Origin of the sequence: Kitasatospora sp. NPDC086791 (assembly GCF_040685975.1) — a bacterium.
Taxonomy (GTDB): Bacteria; Actinomycetota; Actinomycetes; order Streptomycetales; family Streptomycetaceae; genus Kitasatospora.
In genome coordinates this window covers 17,958-37,429 of record NZ_JBFBOC010000012.1, presented here as the reverse complement: position 1 = coordinate 37,429, position 19,472 = coordinate 17,958, and the positions used below count along the sequence as shown (strand labels likewise).

At 74.0% G+C, this 19,472-nt stretch carries 15 protein-coding genes and 1 pseudogene; 11 read left to right on the top strand and 5 right to left on the bottom strand.

Translation table 11 applies throughout. The features are described from left to right. Positions 1-25: 25 nt before the first annotated feature. On the top strand, positions 26-460 hold the full coding sequence (locus AB0Q99_RS18415) for a CBS domain-containing protein (RefSeq protein WP_363572977.1): 435 nt from the start codon (positions 26-28) through the stop codon (positions 458-460). 379 nt (positions 461-839) lie between these two features. Next, complete coding sequence (locus tag AB0Q99_RS18410) at positions 840-1,424, top strand: pyridoxamine 5'-phosphate oxidase family protein (RefSeq protein ID WP_363572975.1); 585 nt, start codon at positions 840-842, stop codon at positions 1,422-1,424. An 82-nt stretch (positions 1,425-1,506) separates the two neighbouring features. On the opposite strand, the pseudogene AB0Q99_RS18405 reads toward AB0Q99_RS18410, so the two are convergent. Next, positions 1,507-1,893 (bottom strand): annotated as a pseudogene (locus tag AB0Q99_RS18405) (transglycosylase family protein); the annotation flags it as partial. Between the two features lie 577 nt (positions 1,894-2,470). Here AB0Q99_RS18405 and AB0Q99_RS18400 point away from each other — a divergent pair. From AB0Q99_RS18400 to AB0Q99_RS18385, 4 genes are all read left to right on the top strand, one after another. Next, positions 2,471-2,953 carry a universal stress protein gene (locus AB0Q99_RS18400; protein WP_363573229.1) on the top strand — a complete coding sequence of 161 codons (483 nt, stop codon included), beginning with the start codon at positions 2,471-2,473 and terminating at the stop codon, positions 2,951-2,953. Between the two features lie 125 nt (positions 2,954-3,078). Continuing rightward, a complete protein-coding gene (locus AB0Q99_RS18395; RefSeq protein ID WP_363572973.1) occupies positions 3,079-4,533 on the top strand; it encodes a PLP-dependent aminotransferase family protein in 1,455 nt (484 codons plus the stop codon). A gap of 283 nt (positions 4,534-4,816) precedes the next feature. Beyond that, entirely contained in the window at positions 4,817-5,332 is a 516-nt protein-coding gene (locus tag AB0Q99_RS18390; RefSeq protein ID WP_363572971.1) for a hypothetical protein, read from the top strand. Between the two features lie 547 nt (positions 5,333-5,879). Beyond that, the gene (locus tag AB0Q99_RS18385; protein WP_363572969.1) at positions 5,880-7,286 is read left to right on the top strand and encodes a family 2B encapsulin nanocompartment shell protein; all 1,407 of its coding nucleotides are present in this window, start codon (positions 5,880-5,882) and stop codon (positions 7,284-7,286) included. 728 nt (positions 7,287-8,014) lie between these two features. Here the strand turns inward: AB0Q99_RS18385 and AB0Q99_RS18380 are convergent. Then, positions 8,015-8,446, bottom strand: a complete 432-nt coding sequence (locus AB0Q99_RS18380; RefSeq protein WP_363572967.1) for a hypothetical protein — start codon at positions 8,444-8,446, stop codon at positions 8,015-8,017. 248 nt (positions 8,447-8,694) lie between these two features. Here AB0Q99_RS18380 and AB0Q99_RS18375 point away from each other — a divergent pair, with 248 nt between their 5' ends. Beyond that, positions 8,695-9,468: a hypothetical protein gene (locus AB0Q99_RS18375; protein WP_363572965.1), complete on the top strand. Its 774-nt coding sequence runs from the start codon at positions 8,695-8,697 to the stop codon at positions 9,466-9,468. Between the two features lie 151 nt (positions 9,469-9,619). On the opposite strand, the gene AB0Q99_RS18370 is transcribed toward AB0Q99_RS18375, so the two are convergent. Continuing rightward, positions 9,620-11,986, bottom strand: coding sequence for a glycosyl hydrolase family 18 protein (locus AB0Q99_RS18370; RefSeq protein WP_363572963.1), 2,367 nt, complete (start codon positions 11,984-11,986; stop codon positions 9,620-9,622). 283 nt (positions 11,987-12,269) lie between these two features. Between AB0Q99_RS18370 and AB0Q99_RS18365 the strand changes: the two genes are divergently transcribed. Genes AB0Q99_RS18365 through AB0Q99_RS18355 form a run of 3 tightly spaced genes read left to right on the top strand, consistent with a single transcriptional unit; the run spans position 12,270 to position 14,744 of the window. Beyond that, on the top strand, positions 12,270-12,902 hold the full coding sequence (locus tag AB0Q99_RS18365; protein WP_363572961.1) for a class I SAM-dependent methyltransferase: 633 nt from the start codon (positions 12,270-12,272) through the stop codon (positions 12,900-12,902). Further along, positions 12,899-13,612 (top strand): hypothetical protein, encoded by a 714-nt coding sequence (locus tag AB0Q99_RS18360; protein ID WP_363572959.1) that lies wholly within the window; start codon positions 12,899-12,901, stop codon positions 13,610-13,612. Before AB0Q99_RS18365 ends, AB0Q99_RS18360 begins: the two co-directional genes overlap by 4 nt. Positions 13,613-13,664: 52 nt before the next feature. Next, positions 13,665-14,744, top strand: coding sequence for a hypothetical protein (locus AB0Q99_RS18355; RefSeq protein ID WP_363572957.1), 1,080 nt, complete (start codon positions 13,665-13,667; stop codon positions 14,742-14,744). A 3-nt stretch (positions 14,745-14,747) separates the two neighbouring features. On the opposite strand, the gene AB0Q99_RS18350 is transcribed toward AB0Q99_RS18355, so the two are convergent. Then, on the bottom strand, positions 14,748-16,958 hold the full coding sequence (locus tag AB0Q99_RS18350) for a hypothetical protein (RefSeq protein WP_363572955.1): 2,211 nt from the start codon (positions 16,956-16,958) through the stop codon (positions 14,748-14,750). A 415-nt stretch (positions 16,959-17,373) separates the two neighbouring features. On the opposite strand from AB0Q99_RS18350, the gene AB0Q99_RS18345 reads away from it, so the two are divergent. Then, positions 17,374-17,961: a TerD family protein gene (locus AB0Q99_RS18345; protein ID WP_363572953.1), complete on the top strand. Its 588-nt coding sequence runs from the start codon at positions 17,374-17,376 to the stop codon at positions 17,959-17,961. Between the two features lie 83 nt (positions 17,962-18,044). On the opposite strand, the gene AB0Q99_RS18340 is transcribed toward AB0Q99_RS18345, so the two are convergent. Beyond that, positions 18,045-19,463, bottom strand: a complete 1,419-nt coding sequence (locus AB0Q99_RS18340; protein WP_363572951.1) for a lytic murein transglycosylase — start codon at positions 19,461-19,463, stop codon at positions 18,045-18,047. Positions 19,464-19,472 lie beyond the last annotated feature (9 nt).

Below are 19,472 nucleotides of genomic sequence, written 5' to 3'. Positions count from 1 at the left end.
GGGAATCACCGACGAAGGAGTCCCCGTGACCACTGCCCGAGAGATCATGCACACCGGCGCCCAGTGCATCGGCGCCCACCAGACGCTGGCCGAGGCCGCGAAGATGATGCGCGACAACAACGTGGGCGCGCTGCCGATCTGCGGCGACGACCAGAAGCTGAAGGGCATCATCACCGACCGCGACATCGTGCTGCGATGTATCGCCGAGGGCAAGGACCCGGCCGCGATGACGGCGATGGAGCTGTCCGGCCACCTGCACTGCGTGCGCGCCGACGACAGCATGGACATGGTGCTGCGCAAGATGGAACAGCACCAGATCCGGCGCATCCCCGTGATCGACGGCGAGCGACTGGTCGGCATGATCAGCGAAGCCGACCTCGCGATGGGCCACCGCGACGGCCAGCGGCTGACGGACCAGCAGATCATCGACTTCATGGACAGCGTCTACATGAAGCAGTGAACCGACGCGGTGACCGCGCTCGGTCGGCCCCACCCCCGAGCCAAGGCCCCGCCCGCGCGCCCGCCCCACCCTCCCAGGGCGCCGGACGGGGCCGCCACGTTTCTCGACCAGCGCGTGGACCGGTACCAGCCCGCGCGAGCGCCGCAGTTGGCGCCGGGCCCACCGGACGGACGGCTCCCAGCCCGGGCCGCGCACGAACAGGGCGCCGAACTCCCCGTCCGGCACGGCGAACCGGCCGGCCCGGGGCGTCGGCCACCCGATCGGCCGGCGTCCGCGGCCGGGGGCCGGGTGCCGAACTCCCGCCGCCGGCCCGGGTGGGGGCGTCTCAGGGCGTGGATCTTCCTTTCCCGGCGGCCGGGTGGTGGGCAGAATCGCGGACATGGGAAAGCAGTACGAATCCATCGACGGCCGATTGCGCCGGTTCATCGAGTCTCAGCCGGTCTACTTCGTCGCGACGGCGCCGCTGGCGGCCGACGGGCACGTCAACCTCTCGCCCAAGGGCCGCTCCGGCACCCTTGTGGTGATCGACGAACTCACGCTCGCCTACCTTGACTTCGGCGGTTCGCAGGCCGAGACCGTCGCCCATCTGCGGGAGAACGGCCGGATCACCCTGATGTGGTGCGCATTCGAGGGGCCGCCGACCGTGGTGCGGGTGCACGGGCGGGGCGAGGCGGTCTTCCGTGACGATCCGCGTTTCGCCGGGCTGTTGGGGCACTTCGAGCCGACGGTCGACGGGGCGGGTCTGCGGGCGATCGTGCTGGTCAGGGCCGAGCGGGTGAGCGACTCCTGCGGGTACGCGGTGCCGTTCATGGACTACCGCGCCGATCGTGATCTGCACGCCCAGTACTTCGACCGGAAGGGCGAGGAGGAGTTCGGCGCCTACTGCGAGCGCAAGCCGCTCGTCGCGAGCAGCATCGACGGCCTGCCCGGCGTTCCGTTGCCGCTGCCGCCCCGGCCGGCCTGACGGGCGGGTGGGGGTATGACGAAGCCGCCGCACCCGGTCGGGGGTGCGGCGGCAGCGTGGGGTCTGCGGGGTCCTACTTGCCCAGACCGGCCTTGACGGAGCAGATCGGCCAGGCGCCCGGGCCCTGGGCGGCGAGGACCTTCTCGCCGACGGAGATCTGCTGGTCCTTGGTGGCCAGGTCGGCGCGCGGGGCGAACGAGGTGCCGCCGAAGGCCGCCCAGGTGCTGGAGGTGAACTGCAGGCCGCCGTAGAAGCCGTTGCCGGAGTTGATGGCCCAGTTGCCGGTGGCCTCGCAGGAGGCGACCTTGTCCCAGACGGAGGCCGGCGCGGCGGAGGCGCTGGTGGCCGCGACGAGGCCCGCCACCGGGAGCGCGGTGAGCGCCCCGGCCATCAGAGCCATCCGGACGCGGTTGCGGCGCTTCGGGGTGGCAGTGGTGGTGGCAGTGGCGGTCTCGTTGCGGAAGGTCATGGATTTCCTTTCGGAGGGGGTTGCGAGCACGCGGAACCAGGCCCTCGGAAGGCCGTCGGTTTCGGGGACACGTCGCTCACGTGGTCCGGCACCCGTTCCTGCTCGGGGGCGGTGAGGCCCGTCCGGAGCGGATCGCTCGGTGCAACGGGTTCGAAGGTACGGGGGTGGCGGCGGCGGGTTCAAGGATGTGGAGGTTCAGGCACGTCAGAGGGCTGTTACCGGGCGTAAGGATCAAGGAATTGTGGCAATTTGGCTCGATTTGCACCCATTTCCAAGATCAAGTCCGGTGCTGAAGTGGCCCCCGCCACACCGCGAGCCGTGTGAGGCCGCGCACATCGTCGACGGCGCGTGACGACCCGCCAGCCGCCGGTGCCGGATCCGCCGCGCCCGCCGCCGCCCCGGGTGGCCCGCACCACAGGGCTCACCCGGAGTGCCCCCTGCACACACGCACGGTGCCGGGAATAGCCTGTGGATCATGAGCAACGAGAGCGAAGCGGCCGACGCGCCGGAGGTGCCGGACCCGGGAACGGCGGACACCGGCGGGGGAGGGGCCGCCGCGGCTGCGGCCGGGGTGCCGATCGGCACCGGCGAGCACGAGGGCGCGGTCGCGCCCGCGGGCTTCGAGCTGGGGACGGACGGGCCCAAGGTGATCCTGGCGGGGCTGGACGGCTCCGACTCCTCCTGGCGCGCCACCGCCTACGCCGCCGGGTTGGCCCGCCGCCAGGGCGCCGTCCTCGCGGTGGCGTACATCCAACCGATCCTCGGCGCCGCGACCGCCCTGGCCGGGGCCGCGGTGGAGGAGACCACCCAGGAGATCGCCGAGGAACTGCTGTCCGCCCTGCGCGAGGCCGAGGACCGGGTCCGCGAGGTGTGGCAGGTGGAATGGCGCTTCCTGACCATGCGCGGCGACGCCTACGGCGGGCTCGCCAAGCTCGCCGACGAGCTGCGCGCGGACGCCGTGGTGGTCGGGGTCTCCGAGCAGGCCGGGCACAAGGTGATCGGATCGGTCGCGGTCCGGCTGGTGAAGGCGGGCCGCTGGCCGGTGACCGTCGTCCCCTGACGGAGGTGGAGTGACGGAGGCGGAGCGAGACAGGGGTGGAGTGACAGCTGTGGAGGCGGAGGCGGTCGGCCCCGGGGCCGACCACCCGGCGGGCGGGGGCGGGGCGGCGGGTAGGGTGCGTGAACATGACGGACACGCGGGGCGCGCTCCCCTCCGAGCCCGCCCACCCGACCGGCAACGACCTGCACCTCGACCTCCCCGCCGCCGGCGGCCGTCGCGCCGCGCTGATGACGGCCCTGCGCGAGGCGATCCGCAGCGGCCGGCTGGCGCCCGGCACCCGGCTGCCGCCGTACCGCACGCTCGCCGCCGACCTCGGCCTGGCCCGCAACACCGCCGCCGAGGCCTACGCCGAACTCGTCGCCGAGGGCTGGCTGACCGCCCGTCAGGGATCCGGCACCACCGTCGCCGACCGCGCCGAACCCGTCCCGCCCACCCGGGCCCGCCGGCCCCCACCCCGCCCCGGGCCCCGGCACGACCTGCGCCAGGGCCAGCCGGACGCCGCCTCCTTCCCCCGCACCGCCTGGCTGGCCGCCGCCCGCCGGGCCCTCACCACCGCGCCCAACGAAGCCTTCGGGCCCGGCGATCCTCGGGGCCGACGCGAGCTGCGCACCGCCCTCGCCGACTACCTGGCCCGCGCGCGCGGAGTGCGCACCGACCCGGACCGGATCGTGGTCTGCTCCGGCTTCGCCCACGCGCTGCGGCTGCTCTTCGACGGCGCGCGGCCCGTCCTGCCGCCCGCCGAGAACGGGCCGCTGGCCGTCGAGGCGTACGGGCTGGACTTCCACCGCGGGCTGCTGGCCGCCGCCGGGGTCACCGCCGTACCGCTGCCGATCGACGAACAGGGCGCCCTCGTCGACGAATTGGCGCAGCACGCGGACGTCCGGACGGCGCTGCTCACGCCCGCCCACCAGTTCCCCACCGGCGGCCCGCTGCACCCCGGCCGCCGAGCCGCCGTGGTCGACTGGGCGCGCGGCCGCGGCGGACTGGTCCTGGAGGACGACTACGACGGCGAGTTCCGCTACGACCGCCAGCCGGTCGGTGCCCTCCAGGGCCTCGACCCCGAGCGGGTGCTCTACCTCGGCAGCACCAGTAAGAGCCTCACCCCCGCGCTGCGCCTCGGCTGGATGGTGCTGCCCGACCACCTGGTCGACCGGGTGCTCGCCGCCAAGGGCGAACGCGAGGGCTGGGTCAGCGCGTTGGACCAGCTGACCCTCGCCGAGTTCATCGACTCCGGCGGCTACGACCGGCACCTGCGCCGGATGCGCCGCCACTACCGGGACCGCCGCGACCACCTGGTGGCCGCGCTCGCGGCGCGCGCCCCGCAGATCGGGGTCTCGGGCATCGCGGCCGGCCTGCACGCGGTGCTGCGGCTGGAGCCGGGCACCGAGCACGCGGCGCTCCGGGCCGCTGCCGGCCGGAGCCTGGCCGTCGACGGCCTCGCCGACTTCCGGCACCCGGCGGTCGCCCCGGAGGCCATGCCCGCTGTCGACGGGCTGGTGGTCGGCTACGCCACACCGCCCGACCACGCTTACCCGGCGGCGGTCTCGGCGCTCTGCGACATCCTGGCGCCGTCGGTCTGAAGGGGCGCAGGGGCGGCGCGGAAGGCGGCGAAACAGAGCCAAGGGCGTCCGGGACGCACGGGGCACAGGGGACGCAGGGGGCGCAGGCGGTGACGGATCGGTGGACGCGGAGCGGCGGGCGGGTGACCGCGCGGGCGAGCCGCACAGCATAGGCCTCCGGGCGCCTCGACGGAGCCGGAACGAGGCCGAATGGTCCGCGGTGTCCGCTCACCGCTCCTGCGTCGGTACGGAAGCGGGCGGAGGAGGGCAACCGAAGCGGTACCGCCGCCTACGCTCCTTGGTCATGCGCAGAACACATCCGATCCGTGCCGCGCTCGTCGCGTGCCCGGCCCTCGTCGCGGGTCTGCTCCTCTCCTCCGCTCCGGCCCGGGCCGCCGACGCCCCGTTGCCCTTCACGGCCGTCTCCGACAAGCAGACGACCGTCCGGGGCGGCGAGTTCACGCTCACGCTGACGCTCACCAACCCATACGACACCCCGATCCAGTTCGTCTACCAGAGCGTCCAGGAGACCTACGGGACCAGCCTGCAGAGTGGTCTCAAGTTCACCGCGACGGCCTGCGGCACCCAGACCAACGGGTGCAGTGACAACGTCCACGGCGGCATCGCCCGGTACAACGTGCCGCTCGAACCCGGCGCCAGCAGTACCTTCACGGTGACCTACACCGTCGCTCCGGACTCGGCCTGCGGTGCCACCACCCGGATCGACTTCTACTCCTACCTGTACTACGAGTACAACGCAGGGCTGAACAACAACTCGGGCATCATCGGCGTCCCCGGCACCCAGGTCGCCTGCGCCTGACCCGACACCGACCCGGGGCAGGCTCGCGACCGCCCCCGCCGCGCGCCCCCACTGCGCACCCCGTTCCCCCGTCAGGTGCCGGACACCCCCGTTCCGGCACCTGACGGGCCGTCCGCATGCCCGGGCCCGGCCGGATGGCGGGCGCTGCGCGGGCCGGCCGGCCGCTGCTGCCCGTCGGCCCCGAGCCCTGAGCCCCGACCTCGGCGAGGACGTCACCGCCGGGTCCCCGGGCCCCGAGTCCGAGCCCCCGAGCCCCCGGCGGCGCGGGGCGCAGGTGCGAACGGATGTTCCTCCGCTTGTCGAGCCAATGGGGGCGGACCGCGCGAGATTCACCCTATCGGGGGGTACTGAGCGTCCGTACGGGTCAGTCCGGGCTCTGGTGATCTAGGGTTCCGCATGGGTCGCCGGGAGACGGCGGCCGCACCCGCACAACCTCGCCAATGCCCCCACCAGTCTGCGGATCTGATGGTCCGTCATGGCATGCGCCCAGGGGCGTTTCCCACGGCCCTGGCCGCGTGACCCACCACAGGAATGGAGACCCCTGCCGATGCCCGTGGACACGAGCCCGGAGACAGTGCAGGCCAAGCAGCAGAGCCTCGCGACGGCCGCTGCCCGGAACCTTGCCACCACGACCAAGTCCGCACCGCAGATGCAGGAGATCACCTCCCGCTGGCTGCTGAAGGTGCTCCCCTGGGTGCAGGCCGCCGGTGGCGCCTACCGGGTCAACCGCCGGCTCACCTACGCCGTCGGCAACGGCGTGGTGGAGTTCATCAAGACCGGCTCCCAGGTCCGGGTGATCCCGGCCGAGCTGGGTGAGCTGGCGCTGCTGCGCGGCTACGAGGACGACGAGGTGCTCACCGCCCTGGCCGACCGCTGCCAGCAGCGGGACTTCGGCCCCGGCGAGGTGCTCACCACCCAGGGCGAGGCCGCCGACCGGATCTTCCTGATCGCGCACGGCAAGATCAACCAGATCGGCACCGGCAAGTACGGCGACGAGACGGTGGTCGGGGTGGCCGGCGACGGTGACCGCTTCGGCGACGACGCGCTGCTGAACCCGGACGCCGCCTGGGAGTTCACCGCGAAGACGGCCACCGCCGGCGTCGCCCTCACCCTGACCCGGGCCGACTTCGCCGCCATCCGGGACAACGCGCCGAGCCTGCAGGAGCACCTGCAGGCCTTCCTGGCCCTGCCGCTGCAGGCCCAGAACGAGCGCGGCGAGGCCGAGATCGCCATGTCGGCCGGCCACCACGGCGAGTACGAGCTGCCCGGCGCCTTCGTGGACTACGACCTCAGGCCGCGCGAGTACGAGCTGAGCGTCGCGCAGACCATCCTCAAGGTGCACACCCGCGTCGCCGACCTCTACAACGAGCCGATGAACCAGATCGAGCACCAGCTGCGGCTGACCATCGAGGCCCTGCGCGAGCGCCAGGAGCACGAGATCGTCAACAACCCGGAGTTCGGCCTGCTCAACAACGCCGACTTCGACCAGCGGATCCAGACCCACTCCGGCCCGCCCACCCCGGACGACCTGGACGAGCTGCTCAACCGCCGTCGCGACCCCGACTACCTGCTGGCCCACCCGCGGACCATCGCCGCGATCGGCCGCGAGTTCAACGCGCGCGGCTTGTACCCCACCCACGTCGACCTCGGCGGGCAGCAGGTGCCGGCCTGGCGCGGGGTGCCGATCCTGCCCTGCAACAAGATCCCGATCACCAAGGAGAACACGAGCTCGATCCTGGTGATCCGGACCGGTGAGGAGAACCAGGGCGTGATCGGCCTGCACCAGACCGGCATCCCGGACGAGTACCAGCCCTCGCTGTCGGTTCGCTTCATGGGGATCGACGAGAAGGCGATCATCTCGTACCTGGTCAGCGCCTACTACTCGACCGCGATCCTGGTGCCGGACGCGGTCGGCGTGCTGGAGAACGTGGAGATCGCGCACCGCCGCCACTGAGCGCGTGGTACTCGGCGTGCGGAACAGCGAGCGCGGGCCGTAACCCGTGGGCTCGAAGATCGTTTGACCTGATGACGGACGGCTCGCCCCCCGGAGGCGGGCCGTCCGCCTCGGCACGTCCGATCACTTCCGCTCGTGTCCGATCGATCCTCGACCGGGAGCCGACCGATCCCGGCCCTTCCGCCTGTCCTGCGGTGGTCGGTCGGCGGTCGACCCGAGCGCGTCCGGTCCCGTTCCGTCCTTCCCAGTCGACCCGAGAGGTGTGTGGAGCCCGTGTCCCGACGTCGGCAGTCACGACGGATACCACTGCCCGGCGGTGGGGCGGCGGCCTCCGGGCGGCGGGTCCGGCTGATCGGCGCGACGGTCGGCGTGGTCGCGATGTGCGCGCTGGTCACCGGCGCGACCGCGTCCGGGGCCGGGCACTCCGGTGGCCGGCCGCACGGACCGGCTGTGGACATCTGCGTCTGCACCGGGACCGACGTGTCGGTGGCGGTGGGGCCGGGCGGCAGCGTGGGCGTCGGAGTGGGCGTCGACGTCCAGGTCGGCGTCGATGTCGCTCCGAACTCCGGCGCCGGGCACCACGATCACGAGCCCCCGCCTGGGCACCGCCCGTGCCACGAACCCCGGGCCACCCCGCTCCCGGCGGCCCCGTCGGCCCCGTCGGACATCCGGCCCGAGCACGGGCGGCCGGACGACGAGGACGAGGGGGACGGGGGGCACGACTGGCATCACCACCACCCCCGCCCCTGCCCGACGCCGACACCCACCCCGACACCCAGCCGCACGCCCACCCCCACACCGACGCCGACCCCCGCACCGACCCCCACACCCACGGCGTCGCCGACGCCGACCCCCACGCCGTCACCGACCCCGCCTCCGCCGCCGCCGTCGCCCGCGGCCGCACCGCCGCCGCCTCCGGCGGCACCCCCGCCCGCCCCGGTCACCCCGGCGCCCGCTCCGCCCCGGCCGGTGCCCGCTCCGGCCCCGCCGGCCGCCGTCCCGGCGGCTCCGAGCGCCGCGCCGCCGAGCCCGGTGCCGCCGAGGGTGCTGTGGCCGGCTCCTACGGCGCGGCCGACGTTCCGCGTTCCGGCAGCGAAGCCGGTGGCCCTGCCGGAGCGCCACCACAGTGCCCCGATGACCACCACGGTCCTACTGATCATGGTCCCCGGGCTGCTCGCCGCGGTGGCCCTCCGCCCCGGCGGCGGCAGTGGTGGTGGCAGTGGTAGCGGCCGGGGCCGTTCGGGCCGGTCCTGACCCGCTGCGGGCTCCGGCGCGCCCGTCGTCCCGACTCCCGTGTGTCCGGTCCCGGCTTCCGGGTACCCGCCGTCCGGCCCCGGCGCCACCTTCGGCCCGGGGTCGTCCCAGATCTTCCGTTCCGTCACAAGCCAAGCCAGAGAAGGGAGTTCCCATGTCCGAATGGGTGGCGTTGACCATCGCCGTGGCGTCGGCCTGTGCCGTCGTGGTGGCGGTGGTGCTGCTGAGGACCCGCCGGGTGGGTCACGCCGAGGAGAACACGGACGAGACCCCGGACGTCATCGAGTACATCACCATGATGATCGGGGTGGTCTACGCGATCGTCCTCGGTCTCGCCATCGCGGGTGTCTGGGAGGGGCGTGGCGCCGCCCAGGACGACCTGTTCCGCGAGGCGCAGTCGCTGCGCGAGGTGAGCGACCGGGCGGTGGTCTACCCGGTCGAGTTCCGCGACCAGGTCCGCGCCGACGTGGACGCCTACGTCACGTACGTGGTGAACACCGAGTGGGCGTCCATGAAGGAGAACGGCGAGATCACCGAGAAGGGGGACCAGCTGCTGCAGAAGCTGCAGACGGACGTCGCCACCCGCCCGCCGGCCTCCGACCTGGAGTCGCAGGCCTATCAGCCGATCCTGGACCGGATCAGCCAGGCCTCCGACGCCCGTCACGCGCGGGGCGAGAACGCCGGTCCGATGATGCCGGGGATCGTCTGGTTCGGCCTGATCGGTGGCGCGGTGGTAACCGTCGGCATGCTGTTCGCCCTGCAGATCCGGCGCACGCCGCGGGAGTTGGTGCTGGCGCTCTGCTTCAGCGCGTTGATCGCCTTCCTGCTGTTCATGATCTGGGACTTCGACGACCCGTTCTCCCGCAGCGTCTCGGTGACCACCCAGCCGTTCGAGGACCTCTTCCCCTCGCTCGACCTCAAGGGCTGACCCGCCGCCCCGCTCGCCTGCTGCCCCACTGTGCCGCTGCCCTGCTTCGGGGCGGTCCCGGCGCTCGCGGAGGAGGGCCGCCGGCACCCGCCCGCTCCGGTGGGGGCGGAGCGGGCACCGGCGGCCGTCGGCACCGTCGACTGACGATTCGTCAGCGTAGGCTGTTGTCCATCGAGTTGAGCATCGTGCCGGCGGCGTCGTCGTTCTCCAGGGAGAAGGCGAACAGGCCGCCCAGCCCCTTGCCCTTGGCGTAGGCCCCGCGGGCCTGGACGGCCTGCGGGGTGTCACCGGTCCAGAAGTTGGTGCCGTCGTACACCCAGCTGCTCTCGGTGACCGGGTCCCAGTGGGTCTGCGCCGCGGTCGGGTTGAGCTCCTTCCAGGCGGCCAGACCGGCCTCCTGGCTCAGCGGCTTGGCGGCCGTCGGGCCGGTCGCGCTCTGGTACAGGCCGAAGTTCGCGCCGGCCGGCACACCGGTCCAGCCGCGCCAGTAGAACGGGATGCCGAGCACCAGCTTGGCCGCCGGGAAGCCGCCGGGGATGCCGTACTCGGGCAGCCCGGTGGTGTACGCGGCGAGCGTGGTGTCCACGTTGTACTTGCGGGTGCCGGGGGTGATCGGCGTGGTCGGGTCGGCCGGGCTGTCGTGCAGCGGGTCCTGGTGGTTGGTCGGGCCCTTGGCGTCCCACGCGCCGTGCATGTCGTAGGACATCACGTCGGCGTAGTCCAGGTAGGCGCCGATCTTGTCGGTCTCCAGCTGGGCGACCTTGTCCTGCCCGCTGGGCAGCGCGGCGGTCAGCAGGTAGCGCTTGCCCTGCGCGGAGCCGAGGGCGTCCAGCTGGGTGCGGAACTCCTTGAGCAGCAGCGTGTAGTTCTGCTTGTCGGCGGGCGAGTAGTGGTTGCCGGTGTGGCCGCCGGCCGAGCCCGGGTACTCCCAGTCGAGGTCGACGCCGTCGAAGATGCCCGCGGCCGAGGCCTGCCCGCCCGAGGCGTCACCGGCGACACCGGTCGGCAGGTTCCCCTTGAGGAACATGTCGACGCAGGAGGAGACGAAGGCCTTCCGGGAGGCGTCGGTGGCCGCCGCGTCGGAGAAGTACTTGGAGTACGTCCAGCCGCCGATCGAGATGGTGAACCGCAGGTTCGGGTTCTTGGCCTTGAGCTGGCGCAGCTGGTTGAAGTTGCCCTTGAGCGGCTGCTCCCAGGTGTCGCTGCTGCCGTCCACGCTGGTGCCGGAGTTGTAGTCGGCCTGGTAGTCGGCGTAGGCGTCGCCCGCGCCGTCACCGGCGTTGGGGTTGGACTCGTTGGCGGAGTCGGAGGCCTTCACCGCCTGGAAGCAGGTGAACCTGGTGGGGTCGATGTTGGCGAACGCGTAGTGGATGACGTCCAGCTTGGCCGCGGCGCCGCTGGTGACCACGTTCTTCGGGTAGTAGGCGTTCTCGTAGATGCCCCACTGGTCGAAGTAGGCCGAGCGGACCGGCTGTTGCGCCGGGGCGGCCGCGGTCGTGGTGCTCACCGGCGCGGACTGGGCGGAGGCGTGGCTGCCCGAGTAGCCCTGGACGCTGAAGGTGTAGCTCGTGCCCGGCAGCAGGGAGCTGACGGCGACCGAGGTGCCCATCGAGGTGGCGACCAGCTGGCCGTTGGACCACACCTTGTAGGCGACCGGGCCGTCGCCGCTGGTGAGCGTGGACGGCTGCCAGGTGAGCACGACCGCGTTGGAGGTGGTCCTGGTGACCGCGAAGCCGGTCGGGGTGGTGACCTTGCCGTCCCCGGCCGGGCCGCCGGCGGTGGCCGTCGGGGTCGGGGTGCCGGTGGTCGGGGTGCCGGTGGGGCTGGACGTCGGGGTGCCGGTCGCGGTCGGGCTTCCCGTGGCGGTGGGGCTGGAGGTCGGGCTGCCGGTCGCGGTGGGGCTGGAGGAGGCCGTCGGGCTGGCCGTCGCCGTCGGGCTGGTGGAGGAGGTGGGCCCGGCCGGGCCGGTCAGCGTGAGGTCGTCCGCGTAGTACGGGCCGGTGCCGTACCAGCCGTGGGTGAAGACGGTGACGGAGGCCGTCGAGGGGCCGGTGGTGAAGGTGGTGCTCAGCTGGTTCCAGCCCGTCCCGCCGGGCGTCCAGGCCGAGGAGTTGACGCCCGTTCCGGTGGCGCCGAGGTAGACGTAGCTGCCCTGGACCCAGCCGGCCAGGGTGTACGTGGTGTTCGGCCGGACGGTGACGGTCTGCTGGCACTGCGCGGTGTCGGAGGCCGAGGCGGCGCCGCTGAGCGCGTGGGTGCCGCCGTGCACCGGGGTGGTGACGACCGAGCCGTTGGCGCAGGTCCAGCCGGACAGCGTGCCGGTTTCGAAGTCGCCGTTGGCCAGCAGGTTGACCGGGGCGGCGGAGGCGGGGCCGAAGGTGAGGGCGAGGGCGGCGCCGGTGGTGGTGAGTGTGGCGGCCAGGGCCAGCGCGGTGGCCCTTCTGCGCTGGGCGGCCCGGCGCCCGGTGCGCTCCTCGCCGGAGCGGTCGGGCCGTGCGGGCAGGACGCGGTCGTGCATGCGGTGGGTCCTCCGGATGTGTGGGGGTTCCGGCGGTGCGGTGGCCCGGACGGGCCGTGGGGAGCCGGCCCGGGCGCTGTGGGGGCGCGCGGGCGGGTGACGCGTGCTGACGCGGTGCGCGGGCGCGACGGACGGCCGACCCGTCCGCGTCCCGACTGAACAGATTGGACTGGACCAATATTCGCCGTCAAGGGTGTCCGCCCGCTGGACCGTTCCCGGCCCGCGTCGCGGCGGCCCGGTAGGTTGACCGCTACGAGCAGGCCCGTCGAACGGAGGAGGCGCGATGGACAGCCAGGACTGGGACGACCGCTACGCCGCGAGCGAGCTGGTGTGGGGCGCCGCCCCCAACCGGTGGGTGGTCCGCGAACTGACCGGCCGCACCCCCGGCCACGCCCTCGACCTGGCCACCGGCGAGGGCCGCAACGCCATCTGGCTGGCCGCCCGGGGCTGGGAGGTCACCGGACTGGACTTCTCCGCCGTCGCCCTGGAGCGCGCCGAACGGCTCACCGCCGACCTGCCCGACGAGGTCGCCGACCGCCTCACCTGGCGCCACGGCGACGCCCGCACCTTTGAGGGCGCCGCCGCCGGCTACGACCTCGTCCTGGTCGCCTACCTCCAGCTCCCCGCCCGGGACCGTCGTACGGCGCTGCGCCGGGCCGCCGACGCGCTCGCCCCCGGCGGCACCCTGCTGGTGGTCGGGCACGACCTGAGCAACCTCACCGAGGGCGTCGGCGGCCCGCGGGACCCGGCCGTGCTCTTCACCCCGGAGGACGTCCTGGCCGACCTGGCCGGCCTCGGCCTGCGCACCGTCCGCGCCGAGCGGGTGCACCGGGAGGTCGGCGAGCCCGGACACCACGGCGGTCCGGGGGGTGTCGCGGTGGACGCGCTGGTCCGGCTGGAGCGGGGCGCCGCGTGACGGTCCGGCCGCCCACCGAGCCCGCCGGAGTGGTAGGCCCGGCCCGGCCCACCGGGCCGGTCGGCTCGGTCGGACCGGCCCGGCGTGCCCTGTTGACCGGGCTGGCGGGCGTCGCCCCGCTGGTGCTGGCGGGCTGCACCATCGGGCGGCCGCCGCGGCCCGCCGCGACGGAGGAGCCGGGCGACCCGGGCCGCGAGGCCTTCGTGATGGTGATCCGGCACGGCGAGAAGCCCGACGCCGGCCACCCCGGCCGGGACGAGGCCGGGAAACCGGACGGCAAGTCGCTCACCAAACGCGGCTGGGCCCGGGCCGAGGCGCTGCCCTCGCTGTTCACGCCGCCCGCGCCCGGCCTGCGCGCCCCGGTCCGGATCCTGGCCGCCGCCGACCAGGGCCCGTCGGCCGGCGCGCACCGGATGCGGCAGACCGTCACGCCGCTGGCCGGCCGGCTCGGGCTGGCGGTGAACACCGCGTACGCCGAGTCCCAGGAGTCCGCGCTGGCCCGCTCCGTGCTGTCCGGGCCGGGGCCGGTCCTGATCTGCTGGGAGCACTCGCGGATCCCGCGCATCGTCGAGGCCCTCGGCGCCGCCGACTGCGGGGTGCCGCACGTCTGGCCGGACCGGTTCGACCCGGTCTGGGTGCTCTCCCGGCCGGCCGGCGGGGCCTGGACCTTCCACGAGGTCCGGCAGCACCTGCTGGACGGCGACGACTGATCCACCTGGCGGCGTACGACGGTGTGACGAAGCGTCAACTAGCTTGTGGTGCATGAGGAATCGCACGCTCACGGCGGCCCTGCTGGCCGCCGCGCTGCTGCTGGCCGGATGCGGCGGATCCGGGGCCGGGGAGGGGCCGGAGCCCGGGCCCCCGTCGGGCGCGGAGCGCCGCGCGGAGCGCCGCGCGGACGGCGCCGAACTGCTCTACCGCGCGGACGGACGGCACAGCGCGCAGAACCCGGCCTTCGCCCCGGACGGCCGCTCGGTGCTGCTGACCGAGTTCAGCGAGGGCTACAACAAGGGCGAGGCCGGTCTCGGTGTCCTGCCGTTGGACGGGAGCCGCACGCCGCGGACGGTGCTGGCGGACCGCGACCGGGCCGCCGTCAACCTCCCCGGCACCAGCTGGAACGCCGCCGCCGACGCCTTCGCCTTCGCCACCGACCGGGAGTCCGGGCACGACGAGGTCTGGCTGATGAAGCCGGGCGGCGCCCCCGAGCGGGTGACCGCCCACACCGACGACAGCGGGTACAGCGAGCCGAGCTTCTCCCCGGACGGCGAGTGGATCGTCTTCCAGCAGAGCTGGGAGCCGGAGCACCCGGCCGCCGAGGGTGGCGCCGCCGAGGGCGACGAGGCCGAGCGGGACTCGCTGTGGAAGGTCCGGCGCGGCGGCGGCCCGCCCGTGCGGCTGGTGGACGGCCGGGCCACCGGCACCGACAACCGGCAGCCGAACTGGTCCCCGACCGGCGACCGGATCGTCTTCCAGCGGCGTGGCGCGGGCCGCGCGGACTGGGCGCTGTGGACGGTGGACGCGGACGGCGGCGGGCTGCGGATGGTCACCGACGCGCCGGGCGAGCACACCGACCCGAGCTGGTCCCCGGACGGCCGCTTCCTGGTCTTCTCCTCCGACCTGGGCGGCCTGCCGAACGCCCAGGTCTTCGTGGTCCCGGCGGACGGCGGCACCCCCGTCCGGGTGACCCGCGCGGACGCCGCCTACGACGGCGCGCCCAGCTGGTCCCCGGACGGGAAGTGGATCGCCTTCGAGTCCGCCCGCGGCGGCGAGGCCGGCCCCGCCGCCCTCTGGCGGATCCCCGCGCCGACGCTCCGGCCACCGGTGGCGGTCAGTGGCCGATGACGGTCAGCCGCCGGTGACGGTGACGGTCACCACCGAGTACTGGGCGACGGTCAGCGGCACGCTGACCGTTCCGGCGGTGACGGTGTACGGGACGGCCTTGGGGGCCGGGTCGGTGCCGTCCGGGCTCGCGACGGTGACGGCCGTGACGCTCGCCCCGGCCGGGAGGGCGTAGGAGAGCGTGCAGTTGGCCGGCCTGCTGGTGAAGGCCGCCGGGGTGTCGCCGAAGTTGGTGAAGTTCACCAGGTGGACCACGGTGTCGCCGCCGAGCTGCCGGGCGTCCAGGAAGATCCGCCGGTCCCCGGCCAGGGTGACCGAGGGCGGGGCGGACTGCCGGACGGCGGTGAGCAGTTGGTCCGCCGAGGCCTGGTCGGTCCGGGTCAGGTAGCTGAGCCCGACCCGCGCCTTGACGTACCAGCAGGTGCCACTGCCGTAGGAGTTCTGCTTGGTCGCGGGCAGCGGGTCGGCCTTGCGCAGCCCGAGCACGTCGGAGAGGGCGAATTCGGTCCGCTGCGCGCCCAGTTCGTCCAGCGCGGTGGGCGCCGGGCCGGTGATCACGAGCGTGCCGCCGCCCGCGACGAAGGCGCGCAGCACGGCCGCCTCGGCGTCCGACACCGCCTGCAGGTCGGGCAGCAGCAGGACCTTGAAGCGGGCCAGGTCGTCGGCGGTCAGGCCGGGGCTGGACACCGTGTCGAAGGGGACGTGGGCGTAGACCAGCGCCTTCACGGTGCCCCGGAACTCGCCCAGCCACGGCACCTGCGCACAGCTCATCTGCGGGTCGTTGCCGCCCCACCAGTCGGTGATCCCGGCCGGGGCGGTGGCGTTGACGTACATCCCGTTGCCCTCGCCCGGGGCCACGTAGTCCCGGGACGGGGCGGAGTGGTAGACGCCGACCCGGGCGATCGGGACCGGGTCGTAGAGCTTCTGCTGGTTGGTCCGGACGAAGCGGTACATCCGGGTGCGCGTCGCCGCGTCCACGGTGTCGTTCTTGTACGGGGTCTTCACCTCGTACGGGTTGCAGCCGGCCGCGATCAGCTGGGACATCACGAGCGAGGCGTCGTCCGGCTGCCAGCCGTAGGAGAACGCCCAGGCGGGCTTGGTGCCGCTGGCGGCGCGGGCGTACTTGTACATCGAGATCAGGCAGACCCAGTCGGAGGCGGTGGCGTGCCGCATGCCGTCGTAGTTGCCGAGGATGTCCACCTCCCAGACCTGGCCGACGGCGCCGGGGGCCTGGCGCAGGTAGCCGCCGTCGAGGCCGATCGAGGTGGCGTAGCGGTAGTCCATCGAGACGGTCTCGACGAAGGTGACCAGGTCGGGGTTGACCGAGCGGCCGGCGTCGGCGATGTCGAGCTGGAAGCGGAGCAGGTTGCGGTGGCGCCACTCGACGTAGCGGCGGAAGACCGGGTCGGCGAAGTTCGCGGCCTTGGGCAGGGCGAGGCCGGTGTCGGCCTTGAAGGCGGCCGCGCCCCAGGTGGAGGCGTCGCACCAGGAGAGCACGCCGTCGAAGTAGATCGGCACGTCCGGCCAGATGCCGTCCACGCCGGTCGCGGCCACGCCCTTGATCCGCTTGAGGTAGTAGTCCCGCCAGGGCGAGTTGGGGCTCAGCCAGACGCTCTCGTCGCCCGGGTCGACCCAGACCACCACGCTGCCGTAGAACACGTTGGGGTTGCCGGCCAGGTCGCGCTGGACCCAGTTCTTGCCCTGGTCGTTCTTGTAGAAGGAGCGGCCCTTCTCGCCGCCGGGGGAGATCAGTTCCAGCGACGGGTAGTACATGACGACCTTCAGCCCGGCGGCGTGGGCCAGGCCGGTGAAGGTCTTCACCTCGGCCATGTGGGCGGTGAACTCGGCGTCGGTGAGCCAGTTGGAGAGCAGGGTGTCCAGCTCGATGACGCTGACCTCCTGCGCCTTCAGGGCGTCGACGGCGCTCTGCATGTCGGCGGGCTCGTTGAAGGTGCCGTCGGCGATCCGAGCGTAGCGGGCCCAGTCGGGCCAGGCCCGGGCGGCGGCCGGCTGGGCGGCTCTCGCCGAGGCCGTCGGCGTCGGTGCCGGCGCGGGTACGGGTGCGGGGGCCGTCGTGGGCGGCGGCAGGGGCGGTGGGGTGGCGGCCCGGGCCTGGCCGCCGGGCAGCGGGCGGACGGTGGCCAGGGCGCCGCCCGCGCCGAGGCCGGCCCGCAGCAGCCGGCGGCGACCGAGGCGGGAGGCGGTCGCCGCGCTCACGGGCGGCGGTGCGGTGCGTGGCTCGGTTCCGTCGTGCGGTGCGGTTCCTTCGTGCTGCTCGGGCATGGTGGTCCCCCAGCGTGAGTCGGCGTAACCGGGAACGGTGGTGAGCGGAGCGTGGTGGAGGCGGAGCCTGGTGGAGGCGGAATGAGGGGTGCGGAAGCGGTCCGCCGGTGCGGCCGGCGGCGCCCCGGGGCCGACCCTAGACCGTGCGCCGCCCCGGTCGTTCGGTCCCGGTCCACGGCTACGCCAGACGTCGGACCGCCGGTTCCCTCAGTGTGCGGACCGTCCTCGGGGGTGAGGCCCGGGGGAGCGCGGGGTAGGGGGTGTTCGCAGGATGCCGTCGGATGATCAGAAATTTTTCTACAGTGCTGTAGATTCGCGGCACGCGGCGGTGCAGAACGAGGAGGACGCGATGAGCGTTTCGCTGGCCAAGGGGCAGAAGATCAGCCTGGAGAAGCCGGGCGGTGGGCAGTTGAGCCTGGTCCGGATGGGCCTCGGCTGGAAGGCGGCGGAGCGCAAGGGCTTCTTCGCCAAGCTGCTCGCGGCCGGCCGGGAGATCGACCTGGACGCCTCGGCGGTGTTGTTCGCCCAGGGGCGGCCGGTGGACGTGGTCTTCTTCCAGCACCTCACCAGCAACGACGGCTCGGTACGGCACAGCGGGGACAACCTGGTCGGCGGCTCCGGCGGCGCGACCGACGACGAGTCGATCACGGTCGACCTGGCGAGGGTGTCGGCCGAGGTCGACCAGATCCTCTTCACCGTCAACTCCTTCACGGGGCAGACGTTCCAGGAGGTCGAGGCGGCGTTCTGCCGGCTCGTGGACGAGACCACCGGCGCCGAGCTGGCCCGCTACACGCTCACCGGCGGCGGCCCGTACACCGCGCAGATCATGGCCAAGGTGCAGCGCACGGCGGCCGGGTGGCAGATGACCGCGATCGGCCAGCCGGCCAGCGGGCGGACCTTCCAGGACCTGATGCCGGAGCTGGTCAAGCACCTCTGAGGCGGCACGGAGTCGGTGCGGGGCGGCGGTCGCGCCCCGGGGCCGGGGCGCGGTTCCCGCACGGGGAACCGCGCCCCTTCACGTCACTTCTTCGCGGCCGGGGCGGCCGACGGCGAGACCGAGGCGCTGGGGGTGGTGCCGGGGGTGCCGGTGGGCGCCGCGCTCGGGGTGTCCGTCGGGGTCGGGGTCGGAGTGGGGGTCGGGCAGCCGGGGGCGCCGGTGGGCGTCGCGGTCGGGGTGCCGGTGGGTGTGGCGGTGGGGGACGGGGTGCCCGTCGGGGTGGGCGTGCCGGTGGGCGTACCGGTCGGGGTGGCCGTGGCCGTGGCCGTCGGGTCCGGGCAGGCCGTGGGCGTACCGGTCGGGGTCGTCGTCGGCGTGCCGGTCGGCGTCGCGGTGGGCGACGGCGAACCGGTGGGCGTGGGCGCCGTGGTGGGGGGCGTGGTCGGCTGCGCGGTCGGCGACGGGTTCGGGGCGGGCGGCACCGGCGTGGTCGGCTCCTGGGTCGGAGTCGGAGTCGGAGTCGGAGTCGGCACCGGAGCCGGGGCCGTGGTCGGCGTACCGCCGCCGCCCGTCCCACCGCTGAGGACCGGGAGGAACGGCGAGGGCAGCGAGGACGACGGCAGCGAGGACGACGGGCGGTTCGGGACGGTGGTCACCGTGCCGCTGCCGTAGTGCGCCATCCAGGTGCGGACGGTCCGCAGGTACTCGCCCGAGTTGTTGTAGCTGAGCACCGCCCGGTCGAGCTGGGCCGGGTCGGCGAGGTCGCGGCCGCCCGCGCACAGGTAGTGCCCGGCGGTCTCGGCGGCGTCGAAGACGTTGTTCGGGTCGGCCTTGCCGTCGCCGTTGGCGTCCACGCCCCAGGAGGCCCACGTGGACGGGATGAACTGCATCGGCCCGACGGCGCGGTCCCAGCGGGCGTCGCCGTCGTAGCGGCCGCCGTCGGTGTCGGGTATCGCGGCGAAGCCGTTGCCGTCCAGCGCCGGGCCGAGGATCGGGGTCAGGGTCGTGCCGGCGGCGTCCACCTGGCCGCCGTTGGCCTGGCCGGACTCGACCTGGCCGATCGCCGCCAGCAACTGCCAGGGGAGGTGGCAGCCGGGAGAGCGCTGCGCCAGCGAGGCCTCGGCCTGGCGGTAGGCGGCGAGCACCGTCGAGGGCAGCGCGGGCCCGGTGGCCGCGAACGGGCCGGCGACGGGCGAGCCGGGCAGCGCGCCGGGCGGCAGCGGGAACTGGAGCGTGCTGCCGCCGTCGGCCGGGACACCCGTGCCGAAGGTGCCGGGGGTGCCGGGCGCGGGGGTGCCGCCGGGCTGGTGGAGGTCGGCGCCCTGGGCGCTGGCGCCGTTCGTCGGACCGGCGTCCGCGACCGCGGCGGGCGCGAGCCCGAGGCCCGTCACCTGGGAGCCGGTCAGGGCGGCCAGCGCCGCGAAGGTCGCCGCCGTCCCCGTGACCCGCTTGCCGATCCGGAGCTTCCGCCCGCCCTCGGTGCTGCCGAACCTCGCCGTCATCCGTGTCCC

Bases quoted from the DNA above. Each gene is read 5' to 3' on its own strand.
- AB0Q99_RS18410 (WP_363572975.1), top strand. From the start codon at position 840: ATGGGAAAGCAGTACGAATCCATCGACGGCCGATTGCGCCGGTTCATC.
- AB0Q99_RS18395 (WP_363572973.1), top strand. From the start codon at position 3,079: ATGACGGACACGCGGGGCGCGCTCCCCTCCGAGCCCGCCCACCCGACC.
- AB0Q99_RS18390 (WP_363572971.1), top strand. From the start codon at position 4,817: ATGCGCAGAACACATCCGATCCGTGCCGCGCTCGTCGCGTGCCCGGCC.
- AB0Q99_RS18385 (WP_363572969.1), top strand. From the start codon at position 5,880: ATGCCCGTGGACACGAGCCCGGAGACAGTGCAGGCCAAGCAGCAGAGC.
- AB0Q99_RS18380 (WP_363572967.1), bottom strand. From the start codon at position 8,446: ATGATCAGTAGGACCGTGGTGGTCATCGGGGCACTGTGGTGGCGCTCC.
- AB0Q99_RS18375 (WP_363572965.1), top strand. From the start codon at position 8,695: ATGTCCGAATGGGTGGCGTTGACCATCGCCGTGGCGTCGGCCTGTGCC.
- AB0Q99_RS18370 (WP_363572963.1), bottom strand. From the start codon at position 11,986: ATGCACGACCGCGTCCTGCCCGCACGGCCCGACCGCTCCGGCGAGGAG.
- AB0Q99_RS18365 (WP_363572961.1), top strand. From the start codon at position 12,270: ATGGACAGCCAGGACTGGGACGACCGCTACGCCGCGAGCGAGCTGGTG.
- AB0Q99_RS18355 (WP_363572957.1), top strand. From the start codon at position 13,665: ATGAGGAATCGCACGCTCACGGCGGCCCTGCTGGCCGCCGCGCTGCTG.
- AB0Q99_RS18345 (WP_363572953.1), top strand. From the start codon at position 17,374: ATGAGCGTTTCGCTGGCCAAGGGGCAGAAGATCAGCCTGGAGAAGCCG.
- AB0Q99_RS18340 (WP_363572951.1), bottom strand. From the start codon at position 19,463: ATGACGGCGAGGTTCGGCAGCACCGAGGGCGGGCGGAAGCTCCGGATC.